We start from the raw sequence: 19,104 nt of genomic DNA, 5'->3' as shown, positions 1-19,104 counted from the left end.
ATGAGTTTCGAGGGAAAGACCGCCTGGATTACCGGCGCCAGTAGCGGTATCGGCGCTGCGCTGGCACGCGACTGGGCGGCGCGCGGCGCCCATGTGATCCTGTCGGGCCGCGACGAGGCTCGTCTTGCCGAAGTGGCCGCTGGCCTCGGCACCGATACGCTGATCCTGCCCTTCGACGTCCGCGACGAGGCTGCGATGCAGTCGGCGACTGAAAAAGCGATCGGCTGGAAAGGCAACGTCGATATTTTCGTGGCCAATGCAGGCATTTCGCAGCGCAGTCCTGCGGTCGACACGTCGATGCAGGTCTATCGCGATATCATCGAAATCGATCTTACCGCGCAAATCGCCGCCACGCAGGCGCTGCTTCCGCACTTCGCAGAGCGCGGCGACGGGCACCTCCTTTTCATCTCCTCGATCGCGGGCAAGGTCGGCGTGCCCATGCGCACTGCATATTGCGCGGCGAAACACGGGTTGATCGGCTATGCGGATGCTCTGCGCGGCGAATTGTCGCGCAGCGATATCGGCGTCCACGTCGTATGTCCCGGATCGGTCGCCACCGATGTCAGCCGCAACGCCCTGACCTCCGATGGAAGCAAGCGCGGCCGCAGCGACAAGGTGATCGACAATGGTATCCGGCCCGAAGATGCCGCCCGGCGGATCGTCGATGCAGTGGCCGAGGGACAGCGCGAGATTATCGTGGCCGAAGGGATGGAAGAAGCCATGGGGGAAATGCGCCGCACGCCCGACGCGCTGTTCGACCAGGTCGCGGCCATGGTCGCGTCCGGCTATATGGAAAAAATGCAGGCGGAAGAGTGATGAACTGGCCACAGAAGCGCGTTGCGCTGGCGAATGGCATCGAACTCGACGTCGTCGACACCGGGCCGACCGATGCCCCTGCCCTCATCTTCCTGCATGGCTTCCCGGAAAACCACCGTACCTGGCGAAACCAGATCGCGCATTTCGAGGATCGATTCCGCTGCGTGGCGCCCGACCAGCGTGGCTATCGCGGATCGAGCACCCCCGAAAACGTAGAGGACTATACGCCGGACAAGCTGGTCGGCGATGTGTTCCTGCTCGCCGACGCACTCGGGATCGGGGAGTTCACCATTGTCGGTCACGACTGGGGCGGAGCCATTGCATGGGGCGTCGCCATGGCGGGCGAACAGATGGGCCGCGTCCCGCGCGCGGTCATCGCCAATGCCCCGCATCATGCGGTCTTCCAGAAACTGCTCTACACTTCGCCCGTCCAGCGAGAGGCAAGCCAGTACATGCGCGGTTTCCGCGATCCGGCGAAGGACGAGCTGGTAAAAGAGCACGGCCTGTTCGGCATCCTCGAGGACCAGATCAACTGGGACGCACCCGACAAGATGGAGCCGGAAGAGCGCGCTATCCTGCTGAAAGACTGGCAGGACCGCGATACGGCTTTTGCCATGCTCAACTGGTATCGGGCCGGTCCGATCGACATCCCGCCGCTCGACGCACCTTACGAAGTGCCCGAAGGCTGGTCGCCCCCTGAGCTACCCAAACTTACGATACCGACACTGGTAATCTGGGCGCAGGACGACCTCGCCCTTCCGCCGGAAAACACGGCAGAACTCGGCAATTATGTCGATAACCTGACCCTCGTCGAGGTGCCCGATTGCGGTCACTTCGTACCGTGGGAAGCGCCCGAGGCGGTAAATGCTGCCATGGACGCTTTCCTCAGAGACACAAATTAGCCGCCCAGCCACTCCACCCAAGCACCATGCGGATGGGCATTCGCGAGGTGCACCACCTCGCCTCCACCGGGCCAGTAGCGGACGCGCAACTCGTGAGCGAAGGTCTCGCGATTTGTCTCCAGCGAGATGTGGGCGAAAGGCTTGTCCTCACTCGCACGCGCGCCGGCGTCCTGCATGGCCTCTTCGATCAGGTCTTGGGTCGCATCGGGCAGGTACTGCCACATGATCGAATGGGCGAGAACGCGGGTAACGCCTTGCTCCTGCGGCTTCTCCAGTTCCGCTTTCACCCACTGGCCGGCGTCCATCCTGTCGATGTGCGGCGGCTCGTCTTCGGCGAGCATGATTGCCGCATCGATACGCGCCATTCGTCCGGTCGCCTCGGGCCAGACGAAGCTTTTGAGCCGCAGGGCCTCCGCTCTATCCGTCAGGTCGACCGGTGCAATGTCGTTTCCGCGCGCCGACACCAGGGTGAAGCCGGTATTCGGCGGGGAATTGCCGCGCCACTCCGGAGTGATGATCATGGGGCTGCCTTGTGGGCCTACATGCACATCGCCCAGTTCATAGCGGTAGCGGCCCATCATCGTGTTGATGCCCGCGCTCGCGCCGATCTCAAGCCATTCGAACTGCGGCGAAGTGCGCCCGTCAGCCAGCCAGAGCAGAGCAGCGGCGAAGCTTGCAGAGCGGCCCGCTTCATTGGTTTGCGGCGGCCCGTCGAGCCATGGAAGAAGCCGCGTATCGTGGGTCTCTACCAGTTCGCGAACGAGGGCGTCGGCATCTGCCTGCGAAGGCATGCGCCCGGCGTAAAGCGCCTCCAGCCTCGGCTCGTCGCCGGTGAGGAGGAGGTTGTGAATGCCTCCCGCGATCCTCAGCGGCATCGCATCGCGCAGGCTCAATCCCTGCCACGCGAAGATCCTGCGCGCGGTCGCCGCCTCGCTATCCTCCAGCGCCAGGAGCGCGCGGACGACTTGTGCGGTCCCCGGGGCGCCCGCCTGTTCGGCATGCGTCGCCTGCCATTCGATAGCTTCGGGGACCGAAACGATATCCATTACGCCGCCAGCGGTCATATGCGTTGCCCTTTCCTGCCTGCGCCCCTATTTGCGCCACGCAATGACTAGTGGACTGACCTTCGCCGTGCCCAAGGGGCGCATCCTCGACGAGGCGCTGCCCGTGATGGCGCGCGCCGGCGTGGTGCCCGAGGATGGCTTTCACGACAAGAGCAACCGCTCGCTTACCTTCGCCACCACACGCGAGGACATGCGCCTGATCCGCGTGCGCGCGTTCGATGTGGCTACCTTTGTAGCCCACGGCGCCGCCCAGATGGGCATTGTAGGCTCTGATGTAATAGAAGAGTTCGATTATGCAGAGCTCTATGCTCCCGTCGATCTCGATATCGGCCACTGTCACCTCGCCGTTGCAGAGCCGAAGGGTGCAAGTGCGACGAATGGCGCCAGCCACCTGCGGGTCGCGACCAAATATCCCAATATCACCCGCCGCCATTTCGAGCGGATGGGGATCCAGGCCGAATGCGTGAAGCTGAACGGCGCGATGGAAATCGCGCCCGAGCTCGGCCTTGCCGGACGGATCGTCGACCTCGTTTCGACAGGCACGACATTGCGTGAAAACGGCCTCGTTGAATCGAGCCACATCATGGACATCTCCGCTCGGCTCATCGTGAACCGCGCCGCGCTCAAGACCGATCCGCGTGTCGCCGAGCTGGTCGAGGCTTTCCGCGCCGATAGCGAGCAGAGGAACGCGGCCTGATGCTGTTGTTGCGCACCACCGATGCCGATTTCGAAGCGAAGTTCGCCCGCGTCGTGCGCGACCGGCGCGAAAGCGATGCGCAGGTCGGGCGCGACGTCGCGAGCATTCTCAACGAAGTGCGCGAGCGCGGCGACAAGGCGCTGGTGGAATACACCACGCGTTTCGACGGGCATAATCTTTCGGGCGACGACAGCTGGTCGATTTCGAAGGAAGCCTGCGAAAAAGCCTATCACGCAATCGACGCCGAACTGCGCGAGGCCCTGGAAACGGCAGCGGCCCGCATCCGCGCCTATCACGAAGGCCAGCTTCCCGAAGACCGCGACTATACCGACAGCATCGGCATGCGGCTTGGTGCGCGTTGGTCGGCCGTCGAGGCCGCTGGTCTGTACGTCCCGGGCGGACGCGCAGCCTATCCTTCCTCGCTACTGATGAATGCGATCCCCGCCAAGGTTGCCGGTGTAGACCGGCTGGTCGTGACCACGCCCACGCCGAAGGGCGAAGTGAACGAACTCGTCCTCGCCGCCGCCCATGTGGCAGAGGTGGACGAGATCTGGCGCGTCGGCGGAGCGCAGGCGGTCGCCGCCCTTGCCTATGGCACCCAGCGGATCGAGCGGGTCGATGTCATCACCGGTCCCGGCAATGCCTGGGTCGCCGAGGCCAAGCGCCAGCTTTACGGCGTGGTCGGCATCGACATGGTTGCCGGACCCAGCGAAATCCTAGTCATTGCGGACGGCAAGAACGACCCGGACTGGATCGCCGCCGACCTGATGAGCCAGGCGGAACACGACCCGACCAGCCAGTCGATCCTCATCACCGACGATGCGCGCTTTGCCGCCCAGGTCGAAGATGCGGTCGATATTGCCCTCATGAAACTGCCGACGGCAAAAACCGCCAAGCTGAGTTGGGACGATCACGGCCTCATCGTTGTCGTCGACACGCTCGACGATGCGATCCCGCTTGCGGACCGGCTGGCTGCCGAGCACGTGGAAATCGCCGTCGACGATCCCGAACCGCTGTTCGCGAAGCTCCGTCATGCCGGCAGCGTTTTCCTCGGACGCAATACGCCCGAGGCGGTCGGCGACTATATCGCCGGTCCCAACCACGTCCTTCCGACCGGCCGCCGTGCGCGCTTTGCGAGCGGCCTGTCGGTGCTCGACTTCATGAAGCGCACCAGCTTCATCGGCGCGAGCCCCGATGCCCTCGCCGCGATCGGCCCTGCCGCCGTTCGCCTGGCCGAGGCCGAAGGGCTTCCCGCCCACGCTCTCTCCATTTCCAAGAGGCTCCCGTGAACACAGCCCCCCGCTCCCAGGCCCGCAGCGCCGCCCGTCTCGGCGCCGTGCAGGCGCTCTACCAGCAGCAGATGGAGGGCACTTCCACCGTCCGCCTGCTCGATGAATTCCACCAGCACCGCCTCGGCAAGGTTATCGAGGACGAGGAATATGCCGACGCCGATGTCGCGTTCTTCGACGATGTCGTGAAGGGCGTCGATGCCCGCCGCGAAGAGATCGACGACCTCCTGACCGCGCGCCTTGCCTCCGGCTGGACGCTCGCACGCCTCGACAAGACCATGCTCCAGATCTTGCGCGCCGGCACATACGAGCTGTTGGCCCGTGTCGACGTGCCCAAGGCCGCCTCGATCAGCGAATATGTCGATGTCGCCAAGGCGTTCTTTGACGATCGCGAGGCAAAGTTCGTCAACGGCATCCTCGACGCCGTCGCGAAAGAGACGGGACGCTGAACGAAGCAGGCTTCATCGACGCGCTGAAGGCGCTGGCGACATCGCCTGCCGCGCGCGGGCTTGAAGACGACGCAGCCATCATCGAACTCGGGGACGAAACGCTCGTCCTCACGCACGACACCATGATCGAAGGCGTCCACACGCTGGCGGGGCAGGACCCTGCCGATGTGGCGTGGAAGCTGGTCGCGGTGAACCTGTCCGACCTTGCTGCCAAGGGCGCCAAACCCATTGGCGTGCTGATTTCGCATATGCTGGGCGATGACGATCACCGCTTCGTGACCGGCTTGCGCGAAGTCCTCGAAACCTACGACGTCCCGCTCCTCGGCGGAGACACCGTCCGCGGAGACGGCGAGCGCGTCTGGGGGTGCACCGCAATCGGGCGGGCAACGCATTGCCCCGTCCCTTCACGCAGCGGCGCAAGGCCCGGAGATGCGGTCTACCTGTCCGGCCGGATCGGCTATGCCATGCTTGGCCTCGAGGCCTTGCTCGACGACACCGACCAGGACGATAGCGCCTATCGCCGCCCCGTGCCGCAGCTTGCGCTCGGGCAGGAACTCGCGCCTCACGCGTCGGCGATGATGGACGTGTCGGACGGCCTCCTCCTCGACGCTTCGCGCATCGCGCGCGCCAGCGGAGTGACGCTCTCCCTCGACAGTGGCCCGCTCGCGAACCTCGCGCCGGAAGGCCGCCTCGACGATGCCATCCGCTGGGGCGACGATTACGTTCTCCTGTGCACCGGACCGGCCGGTCTCGACGACCAGTTCGAGGTCACACCCATCGGCGAAGTCGGACTGCAGGGCGACCATGAGGTCCTGCTAGATAACCAGCCGCCACAGGGCGATCTCGGCTACACGCACTGATATTGCGGGATAGCGGGGCACAACCCGCCGTTTGCCGCCATTTCGGGCCTTGTCACGCAAGACATGGCCCTTATACCTCTCGCCCACGTGCTCCGACATCTCCCAAGGTCGAGAAGCATAAACAAAAAACGGGAGGGGAAATTTTCGTGGACTTAGTTCTCTTAGCAATTGTGCTGGGACTGCTGGCCGTCGTGTACGGCTTCGTCACCAGCCGCCAGGTGCTCAACTCGGGCGCCGGCAATGAAAAAATGCAGGAAATCGCAGGCGCCATCCAAGAAGGTGCACAAGCCTACCTGAAGCGTCAGTACACCACCATCGCCATGGTCGGTGTCGTCGTCGCCGTGCTGGTGTTCGTGTTCCTCGGCCTCTGGCCGGCTGTCGGCTTCCTGATTGGCGCCGTCCTGTCGGGCGTTGCAGGCTTCATCGGGATGAACATCTCGGTGCGGGCCAACGTGCGTACTGCCGCTGCCGCGCAAAGCGGGCTGCAGCAGGGCCTCACCCTCGCATTCCGCGCAGGCGCCATCACCGGCATGCTCGTGGCAGGCCTCGCCCTGCTCTCGATCGCGGTGTTCTTTTGGTACCTCGTGGGTCCGGGCGGCTTTGCTGCCGATAGCGACGAAGTGGTCTACGGCCTCGTCGGTCTCGCGTTCGGCGCTTCGCTGATCTCGATCTTCGCGCGTCTGGGCGGTGGTATCTTCACCAAGGCCGCAGACGTCGGCGCCGACCTCGTCGGCAAGGTCGAAGCAGGCATCCCCGAAGACGACCCGCGCAACCCGGCCGTCATCGCCGACAACGTGGGCGACAATGTGGGCGACTGCGCCGGCATGGCTGCCGACCTGTTCGAAACCTATGTCGTCACCGTGGGTGTCACCATGGTCCTTACCGCCCTGCTCTTCAGCGAAGTGCTGGGCGATCTCCTGATGCCCATGATGGCGCTCCCGCTGCTGATCGGCGGCGCGTGTATCGTCACCAGCATCATCGGCACCTATTTCGTGAAGCTGTCAAAGGGCGGCACGAACGTGATGGGCGCGATGTACAAGGGCTTCATCGTCTCGGCTGTGCTCGCCATTCCGCTGATCTACGTCGTCATCAGCTACGCGCTGGGCGGCATGGGCACGGAAATTGGCGGTGCTGTCGCTGGCATCGACCCGGGTGCTCCGCTGGCTGAAGAAGGCACTGCGCAGCAGGTGGTCGGCTTTACCGCGATGGACCTGTTCTGGTGCTCGCTGATTGGTCTTGCCATCACCGGCCTCATCATCTGGATCACCGAGTATTACACCGGCACGAACTATCGTCCGGTCCGCTCGATCGCCAAGAGCTCGGAAACGGGCCACGGCACCAACGTGATCCAGGGTCTTGCCATCAGCCTTGAATCGACCGCGCTTCCGACGATCGTGATCGTTGCGGGCATCATCGCCACCTTCCAGCTCGCTGGCCTCATGGGCATCGCCTATGCAGCCACCGCAATGCTGGCGCTGGCGGGCATGGTCGTGGCGCTCGACGCATACGGTCCGGTAACGGACAATGCGGGCGGCATCGCGGAAATGGCCGGTCTCGACGACAGCGTTCGTGAAAAGACCGACATGCTCGACGCCGTAGGCAACACGACCAAGGCCGTGACCAAAGGCTATGCGATCGGTTCGGCGGGCCTCGGCGCGCTGGTGCTGTTCGCCGCCTACACGACCGACCTGGCGAAGCTGTTCCCGGATGCTGACGTCGATTTCAGCCTCGAGAACCCGTACGTCATCGTCGGCCTGCTGCTCGGCGCGCTGCTGCCGTACCTGTTCGGTGCGATGGGCATGACCGCCGTGGGCCGCGCTGCCGGTGACGTGGTCGTCGACGTGCGCGAACAGTTCGCCAACGACAAGGGCATCATGGCCGGCACCAGCAAGCCCAACTATGCCCGTACGGTGGACCTTGTGACCAAGGCTGCGATCAAGGAAATGATCCTGCCTTCGATGCTCCCCCTGCTGGCACCGATCGTGGTCTACTTCGCGATCCTGTTCCTTGCGGGCCAGGAAAACGCCTTTGCCGCCGTCGGAGCCCTGCTCCTCGGTGTGATCATCGGCGGTATCTTCGTGGCGCTTTCCATGACCGCCGGCGGCGGCGCATGGGATAACGCCAAGAAGTACATCGAAGACGGCAACCACGGCGGCAAGGGCTCGGAAGCCCACAAGGCAGCCGTGACCGGCGACACCGTGGGCGATCCTTACAAGGACACCGCGGGCCCGGCCGTGAACCCGATGATCAAGATCACCAACATTGTCGCACTGCTGCTTCTCGCAGCGCTTGCGGCCGGCTGATCTTCGGTCTCATCGACGCACTTCGGGGCGGCGGCATCTTCGGGTGTCGCCGCCCCTTTCCTTTCCCGAACAGGGTGGTTTGCATCGCCCCGCGACGACGCTAGGTTCTTCCGCAGGGTCGGGACTTCGCGCGGCGACGGGACCGGGGAAAATGCAGGAACTACGCAAGGAACCGGACACGGCGGTCGCGGCCCCGCGCCCGTGCTTGCTGGCAGACGGCTTTCATTGCATCCCGTGGCAAGAAGTGATTGCCGCTCTGCCAGAGGACGCGTGGGATACTTTGGCCGTATCCGCAGCCTCGCCCAACCCATTCTACGAACGATGGTTTCTCCTGCCGTCGCTCGAAGCGTTCGATCCGGACGGGGACATTGCGCTGGCCCTGCTCATAGATGACGGTCAGCTTTGCGGTCTGATGCCGGTGCAGCGATCGAGCGCTTACCATGGGCGCCGGATCCCGCACCTCTCCGCATGGTTGCACCCCAACATGTTCTGCGGAGTGCCGCTGGTCATTGCCGGCTACGAGGCCAGGTTCTGGACAGAATGTCTCGACCATTTCGACACGGCAGCGGGAGGCTCGCTCTTCTTCCACCTGTGCCAGGTCTCGCCGGACGATCCTGTCATACGAAGCCTTCGACAGGTGTGTGATCGCGCGAACAGGCCCATCCGCACCGCCTACGCCGCCGAACGTGCGCTGCTGGGGAGCACCCAGTCGCCTGACCGCTATCTTGCTCGTTCGATGACGACCAAGGCGCGCAAGGAATTGCGCAGGCAACGAAACCGTTTGTCGGAGAGCGGTTCGCTCGAAGTCGAGAGACATCGTTCCGCCGAAGGAATCGACCACTGGGTCGACGCATTCCTCGCCCTTGAGGAACGCGGCTGGAAGGGCGAAGCCGGATCCGCCATTGCCGCCGACCCGCGCACGAGAGAAGTCTTCCGGAAAGCGCTCGAAAGCGCAGCCGCTCTCGGGCGGCTGGAGCGCCTGACGCTCACCTGCGACGGCGCGCCAATCGCCATGCTGGCGACTTTCCTCACACCGCCGGGGTCCTTCGCATTCAAAACGACCTTCGACGAAGATTTTGCGCGCTATTCGCCCGGCCTCCAGATCCAGGTCGAGAATCTCGCCCTGCTTGAAGACGAGAACATCCGCTGGTGCGACAGTTGCGCGGTGCCGGGTCATTCCATGATCGAACGTATCTGGTCCGAGCGCAGGAAGATCGCTTATTATACGATCCCCGTGGGCCACGGTTGGCGAAGGGCGCTCGGAGCTGTGATGGCGTGGATCGAGGAAAAGCGGCAGGAGGCCAGGCAATGACCGTTTTCGGACAGGAAAGCAGGGACGTATTTGCACGTTCCTATCCCGAAGTGCCGCACAAGCTCGGCCACTCCCTCGCAGACGAACCGCGCCTGACGCTGGATGCACTGGCAGGGCTCGCTTCGCAGCTTCCGGCCAATAGCGTGGAATACAACCGCGGCGACCTTCCGATAGGCGTCGATGGTAAGCCGGCGCCGAACGGGCTGACTATCGAAGACACGATCCGGCGTATCGCGGAGTGTGACAGCTGGGCGGTGCTCAAGAATATCGAGCAGGTTCCTGCCTATCATGACCTGCTGGTCGATCTGCTTGAGGAACTTCGCCCCGTCATCGAAAGCAGGACGGGCCCGATGCTGACCCCGCAAGGCTATGTCTTCATATCCAGTCCGAACGCGGTAACCCCCTATCACTTCGATCCCGAGCACAACATCCTGCTGCAGCTGACCGGCACCAAGATCATGACCCAGTTTCCCGCAGGCGATCCTGCGTTCGCGCCCGATACTGTGCATGAGAGCTATCACCTCGGCGGCCCACGCGAATTGCCGTGGGACGATACGCTCGCGAAGGGTGGCACCCCGTTCGAACTGGGCCCGCAGGGAGCGGTCTACGTCCCCGTGATGGCACCGCATTTCGTGCGGAACGGCCCTGCCAGCTCGATATCGCTCTCCATCACCTGGCGTAGCGAATGGAGCTATGCCGAAGCTGCCGCGCGCTGTTTCAACGGTTCGCTGCGCCAGCGCGGCTTCGCTCCGAAAGCGCCCGGCAGGTGGCCCCACGGCAATCGCGGTAAATCGATTGCGTGGCGGGTAATGCGGCGACTGGGAGCCGGGGGCGCTTGACGCTGCGCACACTCCCAAGCAAAGCCGCTGCGTGACCGATACCAAGACCCCAGAAGACCTCGTTGCTGGACTGATCCGGCTGTTGACCGTTACCGACAAGGGCGATGGCCATTTCGCCGGGCGCCAGCAGCCCGGCGGCATCGGGCGGGTTTTCGGCGGGCAGGTCGTAGCTCAGGCCCTTCAGGCAGCACAGGCCAGCGCGCCGGATGGAATGGAAGCCCACTCGCTCCACGCCTATTTCCTGCGCGGCGGCCGGGAAGGCATCGACATCGATTATTCGGTCGCAGCCGATTTCGATGGCCGCTCCTTTGCCAATCGCCGCGTCGTCGCGCGCCAGCAGGTCGGCGACGATGAGCCGAGCGCGATCTTGAACCTCACGGCGAGTTTCCAGCGCCCTGAAGAGGGGCTGGAGCACGCCAACAGCGTCATGCCCGACGTCGCCCCGCCGGAAGACCTTCTGCCCGACAGCGAATTGAGGAAGCGATTCCTCGATGCGATGGAGAACGTCTCCGACGTGCAGCGTGCTCTCATGCTGCGCCCGCGCCCGATCGAGATGCGCACGTCCGACAAGCTGCACTGGATGAATGCGGAGCCCAAGCCACCTGCGGCGCATAGCTGGTTCCGCACTGTCGCCCCCTTGCCGGCGATCGAGGACAACCCAGCCCTTCACCGCGCCGTGATCGCCTATGCCAGCGATTTCACGCTGCTCGGCACCAGCGCCCTGCCCCATGGCCTGTCCTGGGCGCGCGGCGAATTGAAAGGCGCCAGCCTCGACCATGCGATCTGGTTCCATCGCCCGGCACGCGCCGACGAGTGGCTGCTCTATGCAACCGACAGCCCGTGGTCCGGCGGCGGCCGGGGGTTCAATCGCGGGCGTATATTCAACCGCGACGGAGAGCTCGTGGCCAGCGTTGCCCAGGAAGGCGTCATCAGGCGTGCGAAGGGCAAGGACGAGGCGTGATTTCGCGCATCATTTCGCAGGTGCAAAATAAAACAAGCCAAACGGGTCGAATCCCGCTATAGGGCCGCCTGAACGCGCCGACGGCTATTCGATTTCCGCCGCGCTCTCCCTCTCGCGCACGTGCCTTTACGGACCGCGAGCAGCCGGATTCCTGTTTCCCCGCGCGTCGCATGTGTCGATGCGCCAATGCCCGTGAGCCCTATGTCTTTCGAAACCCTCCCGCCGATGATCGGCGAAGCGCTGACCGAGCGCGGCTATACCGACCTTACCCCAGTCCAGTCCGCCACGATCGCTGACGACGCCAAGGGACGCGACCTGATCGTGTCGGCCCAGACCGGGTCCGGCAAAACGGTCGCTTTCGGCCTGGCGCTGGCCGACGCCCTGCTCGAAGAAACCGGCAATCTGCCGCTGGTCGAAAAGCCGCTTGCCCTGGTGGTCGCGCCGACCCGCGAACTCGCCTTGCAGGTGAGCCGCGAGCTTGGCTGGCTCTACGCGAAGGCTGGCCTCCGCATCGCGACTTGCGTGGGCGGTATGGACGCCAGCAAGGAACGGCGCGCGCTGCGTGCAGGCCCCGCCATCGTCGTCGGCACACCGGGACGCCTGCGCGACCACCTCGAACGCGGTGCGCTCGACCTTTCGGGCCTGATCGGCGTGGTGCTCGACGAAGCGGACGAGATGCTTGACATGGGCTTCCGCGACGATCTGGAGGAAATCCTCGACGCATCGCCCGAAACGCGCCGGACCCTGTTGTTCTCGGCCACCATGCCGCGCCCGATCGTGCGACTGGCGGAGCGTTACCAGCAGGACGCCCTGCGCCTCTCGCTGCGCGGCGAAGACCGTGGACATGGCGACATCAGCTACCAGGCGATCACCGTCTCGCCCGCCGAAATCGAAAACGCCGTCGTCAACCTGCTGCGCTTCCACGAAGCGGAAACCGCGATCCTGTTCTGCGCCACGCGCGACAATGTCCGCCGCTTCCATGCGACACTGCAGGAGCGCGGCTTTGCAGCCGTTGCGCTTTCGGGCGAGCATTCGCAGTCGGAACGCAACCAGGCCCTACAGGCACTGCGCGACAAGCGCGTGCGTGTCTGCGTTGCCACGGACGTTGCTGCGCGCGGCATCGATTTGCCGACGCTCAGCCTCGTCATCCACGTCGAAATCCCGCGCGATGCGGAAACCCTGCAGCACCGTTCGGGCCGCACCGGCCGTGCGGGCAAGAAGGGTACGGCGGCGATCATCGTGCCCTACAATCGTCGTCGTCGGGTCGAAGGCATGCTGCGCGGCGCACAGATCGCTGCGGAATGGATGGACGCACCCTCGCCCGAACAGATCCGCAAGAAGGATCGCACGCGCCTGATGGAGCGCCTGACCGAGCCGCGCGAGTTCAGCGACGAAGATCGCGAGATGGCGGCCGACCTGCTGTCACGCATGCCGCCCGAAGACATCGCTGCGGCCTTGGTGAACACCCACCGCGCGCGCCTTCCCGAACCTGAAGAGCTAGTCGCCAACACGCCCGAAGCACGCGAGAAGGCCAAGGCCGACCGCCACCGTCCCGGTTTCGAGGACGTGGTCTGGTTCAAGATCGGCGTCGGGCGCCGCCAGAACGCCGAACCGCGCTGGATACTGCCGCTGCTCTGCCGCCGTGGTCACATCACGCGCAACGAGATCGGTGCGATCCGCGTCGGCCAGTTCGAAACCTGGTTCCAGATCCCCAGCAACTTGGCCGGAAAATTCGCCGATGCCGTTGCTCGCACGGCGGGTTCGGAAGACGAGCAGGACGCAATCCTGATCGAGGAAGCGCCCGATGGTCCCCGTATCGAAGCCCGCCAGAACCGTCGCGATCGTGGCGGTCCCGGTGGCCCTGGCGGTGCGCGCGTGCGTCCGAAGCCTTTTGGCAAGGGCCCCGGCGGAAAGAAGCCGGGCAAACCCTTCAAGAAGGGTCCGGGGGCCGGCAAGAAGTTCGCGGGCAAGCGCAAGCCGGGCAAGCCCTCGCAGGGCTGACCCGGCGTGCGTGGTCTTCTCCGGCTCAGTGCTTGAGGAGGAGAGGCACCTTTACGTCCGTTAGCATGGCGCGCGTAACGCCTCCGAACAGCCGTTCGGCGAGGCGCAGGCGTCCGTAGCAGCCCATCACGATCAGTCCCGCATCACGCGTGTCGGCCGCAGACTGGATCGCGTGGGCGACCCCCTTGTCGTCTGCCGCGACCTGCACGATCTCGCAGCCGATCCCGTGGCGGGATAGGTAGTCGGCCCCGCGAATGGCGGGCAGGTCGAAATCCTTGTCGGTTTTCTTCCCTTCACCGACCGTGACGAGATAGACCGCCTTCATCTTCGCCAGCAGGGGCACCGCTGCGCGCAAGGCGTGGGAGGATTCCGACGACCCATCCCAGGCGACGACGGCAGTCTTGTCGAAATCGAGCCGCTTGCACTCGTCAGGCAGGACCAGCACCGGGCAATCTGCGCCCAGCGCCACTTCACCGGCCGTGAATGATGGCGACTTGCCGCCGCTGCGTGGTTCCTTTTCACCAATCACGATGAGGTCGGCCAGCGTCGAGTGGCGGATCAGCGAGAGCGACACCGGTCCCGCGCAATCGATCCAGTCCCAGGCCACGCCTTCATTGGCGAGGTCCTTTTCCGTGTCGGCCTTCAGCTTCGCCGCCTCCTCGCGCCAGATCGGCACCATGGCCGCGAACGCCGCGCCATAGGGATCGATCGTGCCTGCGGCTTCGTAAGGGACGGCGTTCAGCACCGAGAGGTGGCCGTCGAAAGCCCGCGCCAGATCGAGCGCAAGGTCGAGGCGCTGCGGATGGCCCTTGTCGGCGAATGCGTTGAACAGGATGGATTTCATGGCGGATCTCCCACTTGGCGTTGGTCCGGCAGCCGAGGCTATTTTCCGGAATCGATGCAGTCAGGATAGCGCTCTGGCGATGCCGTTCATTGATCTGGCTCAAATTTGAGCCGTCGCCCCAAAAGATACAGGAGAGTGTGGCGGCCGTCCAATCGGATGCCTCAACCGCCTGCGTGGTAGAAGTCGTAGATCTGCTGTGCGACGCCTTCGCTGATGCCGGGCGCACGCATGAGGTCCTCCAGCGCAGCGGCCCTCACCTTCCCCGCGGTGCCGAAATGAAGCAGCAGCGCGCGTTTGCGCGCAGGGCCGATACCGGGGATCTCGTCCAGCGGCGATGCGGTGATCGCGCGACTGCGCTTGGCGCGGTGGGCGCCGATGGCATAGCGGTGCACTTCGTCGCGCAGGTTCTGGAGGTGGAACAGCACCTGCGAATTGACCGGCAGCGTCTTCTCGCGCCCGTCGGGGAAGTGGAACACTTCGCGCCCTTCGCGGCCATGATGCGGCCCCTTGGCGATACCGATCACCGGCACGTCTTCGGCTATCCCGAGGTCTTCCAAGACGGCCATCACGCTCGACACCTGGCCCTTGCCACCATCGATCAGCAGCAAATCGGGCCAGATTGCCTCATGCCCCTTGCCCGTCTGCGATGCCCCGTCGTCGCGTTCGCTCTCGGCCAGCTTGCGGAAACGGCGCTGCATGACTTCGCGCATCATGCCGAAATCGTCATTGGTCTTGGCCGTCTTGATGTTGAATTTGCGATACTGGCCCTTTTCGAAGCCTTCGGGCCCGGCGACGACCATCGCACCCAGAGCCTTGTCGCCCTGGATATGGCTGTTGTCGTATATCTCAATGCGCTGCGGCACCTCTTCCAATTCGAGGAATTCCGCCAGTTCGCGCAGGATACGCGCCTTGGTGCCGCTTTCGGCCAGGCGCCGTTCGAGCGCCTCGGTCGCGTTGCGCTGGGCCTGCTGCATGAGCTTGCGCCGGTCGCCGCGCTGCGGGATCGAGATGGCGACGGCATGGCCTGCCTTCTCCGCCAGAGCTTCGGCGATAAGCTCCTGCTCGGCCAGTTCGCGATCGGTCAGGATAGTCTTGGGCGGCGGGACTTCCTCGTAGAACTGGAGCAGCACGTCGGCCAGAACCTGTGCCTCCTCCAGATCGCCCGTATTGCGCGGGAAGAACGCGCGGTGCCCCCAGTTTTGCCCTCCGCGAATGAAGAAGGCCTGCACGCCGATCTGCCCGCCCTTCTTCGCCAGCGCGAAGACATCGGCATCCCCGACGCCGCTGGCGTTGATCGCCTGCGAGCCCTGGATGAACGTCGCCGCCCGCAGCCGGTCGCGCAGGATCGCCGCGGTCTCGAAGTCGAGATCTTCGGCGGCCTTGGCCATCTGCTTTTCGATATTCGCCTGCACGGCGGAGGATTTGCCGGACAGGAAATCCTTCGCCTCATCCACGAGGCTGGCATAGCCTTGCTCGTCGATGCGGCCGACGCATGGCGCGCTGCATCGCTTGATCTGGTAGAGCAGGCAGGGCCGGTCGCGATTGTTGAAGAAGCTGTCGGTGCAGCTCCTCAACAGGAACAGTTTCTGGAGTGCATTCAGCGTCTTGTTGACCGAGCCTGCACTGGCGAAGGGCCCGTAGTAATTGCCCTTTGCCCGCCGCGCGCCGCGATGTTTCTGGATGCGCGGGAAGGCATGGTCGGCCCGCAGGAGAATGAACGGAAAGCTCTTGTCGTCGCGCAGCAGCACGTTGAACGGCGGACGGTACCGCTTGATCAGCTGCGCTTCGAGCAGCAGCGCCTCTGCTTCCGAATTGGTGACCACGATCTCCATCGCGCGGCATTGGCTGATCATGCGCACGATGCGGTTCGAAAGGCCGTTGATCTGGGTGTAGTTGGCGACGCGGGCCTTCAGGCTGCGGGCCTTGCCGACGTAGAGCACATCTCCGCGCGTATCGAGCATCCGGTAGACGCCCGGCCGGGGCTTGAGCGTCTTCACCGTCTCGCGAATGGCAGTGATCCCCGCTTCCAGGTCCGGCTGCGCACTCGCCACGGTCTTGGTGGCGCGTTCCTCGTGGAAACGCTCCTTGCCTCTGGGATCGTTGGGGGAACCGGCCTTGCTACGCGACATGAGGGTGGAGATAGGCGGTGGACGCACCATACTCAATCGCTTGCGCACAAAGGCCACAGAGGGCACGGATTGTCGGCATGGACGGGAACAAGATAGCGCCGCCGCGCACAGTCGGCTTCTGGGGCACTTCGCTGTTCCAGATCAACGGAATGATCGGGTCGGGAATATTCGCCCTGCCCGCCGTACTGGTAGCGGCCGTCGGCAGCTTCGCACCGTGGTTGATGGTGATCGGCGGGATCATGTTCTTGCCGCTGGCACTGACCTTCGCATGGCTTGCCGCACGTTTCGACGGGAGCGGTGGGCCGGTGCTTTATGGCAAGGCCGCATTCGGCAGCTTTGCAGGCTTCCAGGCCGGGTGGGGTCGCTATGCATCGGGAGCGGTCGCAATGGCCGCGAATACCCATGTCATGATCGCCTATTTCGCGGCTGTATTCCCGTGGCTGGAGAATAGCACTGCAGCAACTACCACCGTGGTAATCACGATCCTCGCGCTGACTGGCGTCACGCTTTTGAGCATGCGCAGTTCGGTCAATACGCTGGGTTTGCTGACGGCGCTGAAGCTGACGCCACTGATACTTATCATCGGTGTAGCGATCTTCGGCGCCTTCACGCACCAAACTGTGGTCCTGCCCGAATTCAGCCAGGTCGAATCCGTCGTTCTGCTGCTGTTTTACGCCTTCATTGGCTTCGAGGGCGTGACCGTCCCGGCAGGCGAGGTGCGCGACCCGAAAAAGGATATTCCGCGCGTACTCGTCACGGTCCTGGCCGGTGTCACCATCCTCTATGCTCTGGTCATCTGGGCCTATCTCACCATCGGTCCCGAAGAAGGCGCCAATGAAAACGCGCTCGCAGGGGCGGCGGAAGTGGCGCTGGGCCAATGGGGCGCGCTCGTCATCGTAGTGGGCGCAGGTTTCTCGATCGCCGCCAACAGCCTCGGCGGGCTGATCGTGGTGCCGCGCATGGCGTACGGCATGGCTGAACAGGGAATGTTGCCCCAATGGTTCGAGCGTGTCAGCCCGCGTTTCCTGACACCTGCAAACTCGATCCTGTTCTACGGTGTCGCATCGGCCCTGTTCGCCGTGTGGGGCGGCTTCCTCGCGCTCGCAGCGGCAAGCACGCTATCCCGCCTCCTGACTTATGTGATTACGGCAGCAGCCTTGCCGATGATCGAGCATCGCGAGGGCCGGATAAATCCGCTTCATTTCGTGGTTGCTGTGCTCGCTTTCGCCGCTTCGGTCTGGATAGCCAGCCATGCGGACCAGCAGGCGTGGACGATGTTCGGCGTACTCGTCGTCGTCGGCACGGTCCTCTATTTCGTGGCGGCGCGCCAGAAGCCGACAGAGCAGGCGTAAGGCCGACATGTCGGACAGCTACGATGCCATAATCCTCGGCGCGGGGGCCGCAGGTCTCATGTGCGCCGCACGCGCAGGCCAGCGGGGCAGACGCGTGCTGGTGCTCGAAAAGGCGGACAGGCCGGGCAAGAAAATCCTGATTTCCGGCGGGGGCCGGTGCAACTTCACCAATATCGGCGCTGGTCCGGCCAATTACCTCTCCGCCAATCCGCATTTCGCCAAGAGCGCGCTGGCCCGTTACACGGCTGGCGATTTCCTCGAACTGGTCGAAAGCTACGACATCGCATGGCACGAAAAGACGCTTGGCCAGCTGTTCTGCGACGGCTCGGCAAAGCAGATCGTGGCGATGCTGCTGGCAGAATGCGAAAAGGCCTCTGAATTCGGCGGCGAAGTGATCGTTCGCTGCAATGAGGACGTGCAGACGGTCGATCAGGAGGATGGCTTCAGGGTCGTCACGAACAGCGGGACCCATCATGGCGCCACTATTGTGCTCGCGACCGGCGGGCCGTCGATCCCCAAGATGGGCGCGAGCGGCTTTGCCTATGACTTGGCCCGCAAGTTCGGCCTGAAGATCGTCGAGCCCCGCCCTGCCCTCGTGCCGCTGACGCTAGGCGGCGAAGGGGTGCTTTTCCGCGAAATCTCGGGCGTCTCCGCCCCGGTCGTGGCGCGCGCCGGAAAGGCAAGTTTTCCGGAAGCTGCCCTCTTTACGCATCGCGGCCTGTCAGGCCCCGCGATCCTTCAGGCCTCCTCCTATTGGAAACCCGGCGATCCGGTTCTGATCGACTTCCTGCCTGGGCGCGATGCCGACTGGCTACTCGAACGCAAGCGCGAAACGCCTCAGGCAACGATGCGCAGCGTCCTGCGCGATGAACTGCCGGATCGGCTGGCCGACATTCTATCGGAAAAGCTGGGGGTGCAAAGCGATCTCGGCAATGCATCCGACAAGGCGCTGCGCATTGCGAATGAACGGCTCAAGCGCTGGGAATTCCGCCCCAATGGCACGGAAGGTTTCGCCAAGGCCGAAGTGACCGTCGGGGGCATATCGACCAATGAACTGTCGTCGAAAACGATGGAGGCGAAAAACGTCCCCGGACTTTACGCAATCGGTGAAGCGGTCGACGTAACCGGTTGGCTCGGCGGGTATAATTTCCAGTGGGCCTGGGCCAGCGGCGTTGCCGCCGGGGAAGCGCTGTAACGCGCGATTTGACGCGCTGCACAATGCTGCTAGATTCCTTCTTTCGGACCGGCAAAAGCCGGCCGTGCAGGGGAGAGTTGCCGAGCGCTTT

Annotated in this window: 16 protein-coding genes; 13 read left to right on the top strand and 3 right to left on the bottom strand. The window is 64.1% G+C overall.

Annotated elements, in window-relative coordinates:
* Entirely contained in the window at positions 1–816 is an 816-nt protein-coding gene (locus BM173_RS12420) for an SDR family NAD(P)-dependent oxidoreductase (RefSeq protein WP_090482274.1), read from the top strand.
* On the top strand, positions 816–1,718 hold the full coding sequence (locus BM173_RS12415) for an alpha/beta fold hydrolase (protein ID WP_090482272.1): 903 nt from the start codon (positions 816–818) through the stop codon (positions 1,716–1,718). Before BM173_RS12420 ends, BM173_RS12415 begins: the two co-directional genes overlap by 1 nt.
* Here BM173_RS12415 and BM173_RS12410 read toward each other — a convergent pair.
* Entirely contained in the window at positions 1,715–2,782 is a 1,068-nt protein-coding gene (locus BM173_RS12410; protein WP_090482269.1) for a DUF2332 domain-containing protein, read from the bottom strand. The two genes, BM173_RS12415 and BM173_RS12410, sit on opposite strands and share 4 nt — an antisense overlap.
* Positions 2,783–2,825: 43 nt before the next feature.
* Between BM173_RS12410 and hisG the strand changes: the two genes are divergently transcribed.
* The 9 genes from hisG (at position 2,826) to BM173_RS12365 (ending at position 13,493) form a co-directional block, all read left to right on the top strand.
* Positions 2,826–3,479: an ATP phosphoribosyltransferase gene (hisG, locus tag BM173_RS12405; RefSeq protein ID WP_090482266.1), complete on the top strand. Its 654-nt coding sequence runs from the start codon at positions 2,826–2,828 to the stop codon at positions 3,477–3,479.
* Positions 3,479–4,768, top strand: coding sequence for a histidinol dehydrogenase (hisD, locus tag BM173_RS12400; protein ID WP_090482263.1), 1,290 nt, complete (start codon positions 3,479–3,481; stop codon positions 4,766–4,768). Before hisG ends, hisD begins: the two co-directional genes overlap by 1 nt.
* Complete coding sequence (nusB, locus tag BM173_RS12395) at positions 4,765–5,217, top strand: transcription antitermination factor NusB (protein WP_090482260.1); 453 nt, start codon at positions 4,765–4,767, stop codon at positions 5,215–5,217. Before hisD ends, nusB begins: the two co-directional genes overlap by 4 nt.
* A 23-nt stretch (positions 5,218–5,240) precedes the next feature.
* The gene (thiL, locus tag BM173_RS12390; protein WP_090482257.1) at positions 5,241–6,077 is read left to right on the top strand and encodes a thiamine-phosphate kinase; all 837 of its coding nucleotides are present in this window, start codon (positions 5,241–5,243) and stop codon (positions 6,075–6,077) included.
* Between the two features lie 146 nt (positions 6,078–6,223).
* On the top strand, positions 6,224–8,380 hold the full coding sequence (locus BM173_RS12385; RefSeq protein ID WP_090482253.1) for a sodium-translocating pyrophosphatase: 2,157 nt from the start codon (positions 6,224–6,226) through the stop codon (positions 8,378–8,380).
* 151 nt (positions 8,381–8,531) lie between these two features.
* Positions 8,532–9,692: a GNAT family N-acetyltransferase gene (locus BM173_RS12380; RefSeq protein WP_090482249.1), complete on the top strand. Its 1,161-nt coding sequence runs from the start codon at positions 8,532–8,534 to the stop codon at positions 9,690–9,692.
* Complete coding sequence (locus BM173_RS12375; RefSeq protein ID WP_090482246.1) at positions 9,689–10,531, top strand: transcriptional regulator; 843 nt, start codon at positions 9,689–9,691, stop codon at positions 10,529–10,531. The genes BM173_RS12380 and BM173_RS12375 overlap by 4 nt, the downstream gene beginning before the upstream one ends.
* Positions 10,532–10,562: 31 nt before the next feature.
* Positions 10,563–11,492: an acyl-CoA thioesterase gene (locus tag BM173_RS12370; RefSeq protein WP_090482244.1), complete on the top strand. Its 930-nt coding sequence runs from the start codon at positions 10,563–10,565 to the stop codon at positions 11,490–11,492.
* 201 nt (positions 11,493–11,693) lie between these two features.
* Positions 11,694–13,493 (top strand): DEAD/DEAH box helicase, encoded by a 1,800-nt coding sequence (locus BM173_RS12365; protein ID WP_090482241.1) that lies wholly within the window; start codon positions 11,694–11,696, stop codon positions 13,491–13,493.
* Between the two features lie 25 nt (positions 13,494–13,518).
* On the opposite strand, the gene BM173_RS12360 is transcribed toward BM173_RS12365, so the two are convergent.
* Both BM173_RS12360 and uvrC read right to left on the bottom strand, forming a co-directional pair.
* On the bottom strand, positions 13,519–14,337 hold the full coding sequence (locus BM173_RS12360; RefSeq protein ID WP_090482238.1) for a universal stress protein: 819 nt from the start codon (positions 14,335–14,337) through the stop codon (positions 13,519–13,521).
* Positions 14,338–14,498: 161 nt separating this feature from the next.
* Positions 14,499–16,466, bottom strand: coding sequence for an excinuclease ABC subunit UvrC (gene uvrC, locus BM173_RS12355; protein WP_177201900.1), 1,968 nt, complete (start codon positions 16,464–16,466; stop codon positions 14,499–14,501).
* A gap of 77 nt (positions 16,467–16,543) precedes the next feature.
* Between uvrC and BM173_RS12350 the strand changes: the two genes are divergently transcribed.
* Both BM173_RS12350 and BM173_RS12345 read left to right on the top strand, forming a co-directional pair.
* Positions 16,544–17,818 (top strand): APC family permease, encoded by a 1,275-nt coding sequence (locus BM173_RS12350; protein WP_090482234.1) that lies wholly within the window; start codon positions 16,544–16,546, stop codon positions 17,816–17,818.
* A gap of 7 nt (positions 17,819–17,825) precedes the next feature.
* Positions 17,826–19,013 carry a BaiN/RdsA family NAD(P)/FAD-dependent oxidoreductase gene (locus BM173_RS12345; RefSeq protein ID WP_090482231.1) on the top strand — a complete coding sequence of 396 codons (1,188 nt, stop codon included), beginning with the start codon at positions 17,826–17,828 and terminating at the stop codon, positions 19,011–19,013.
* Positions 19,014–19,104: the final 91 nt, after the last annotated feature.

The organism is Qipengyuania nanhaisediminis (genome assembly GCF_900115585.1).
Classification (GTDB): Bacteria; Pseudomonadota; Alphaproteobacteria; order Sphingomonadales; family Sphingomonadaceae; genus Qipengyuania; species Qipengyuania nanhaisediminis.
Note: the sequence above shows the minus strand (reverse complement) of the source record. Positions and strands in the feature narration are given on the sequence as shown.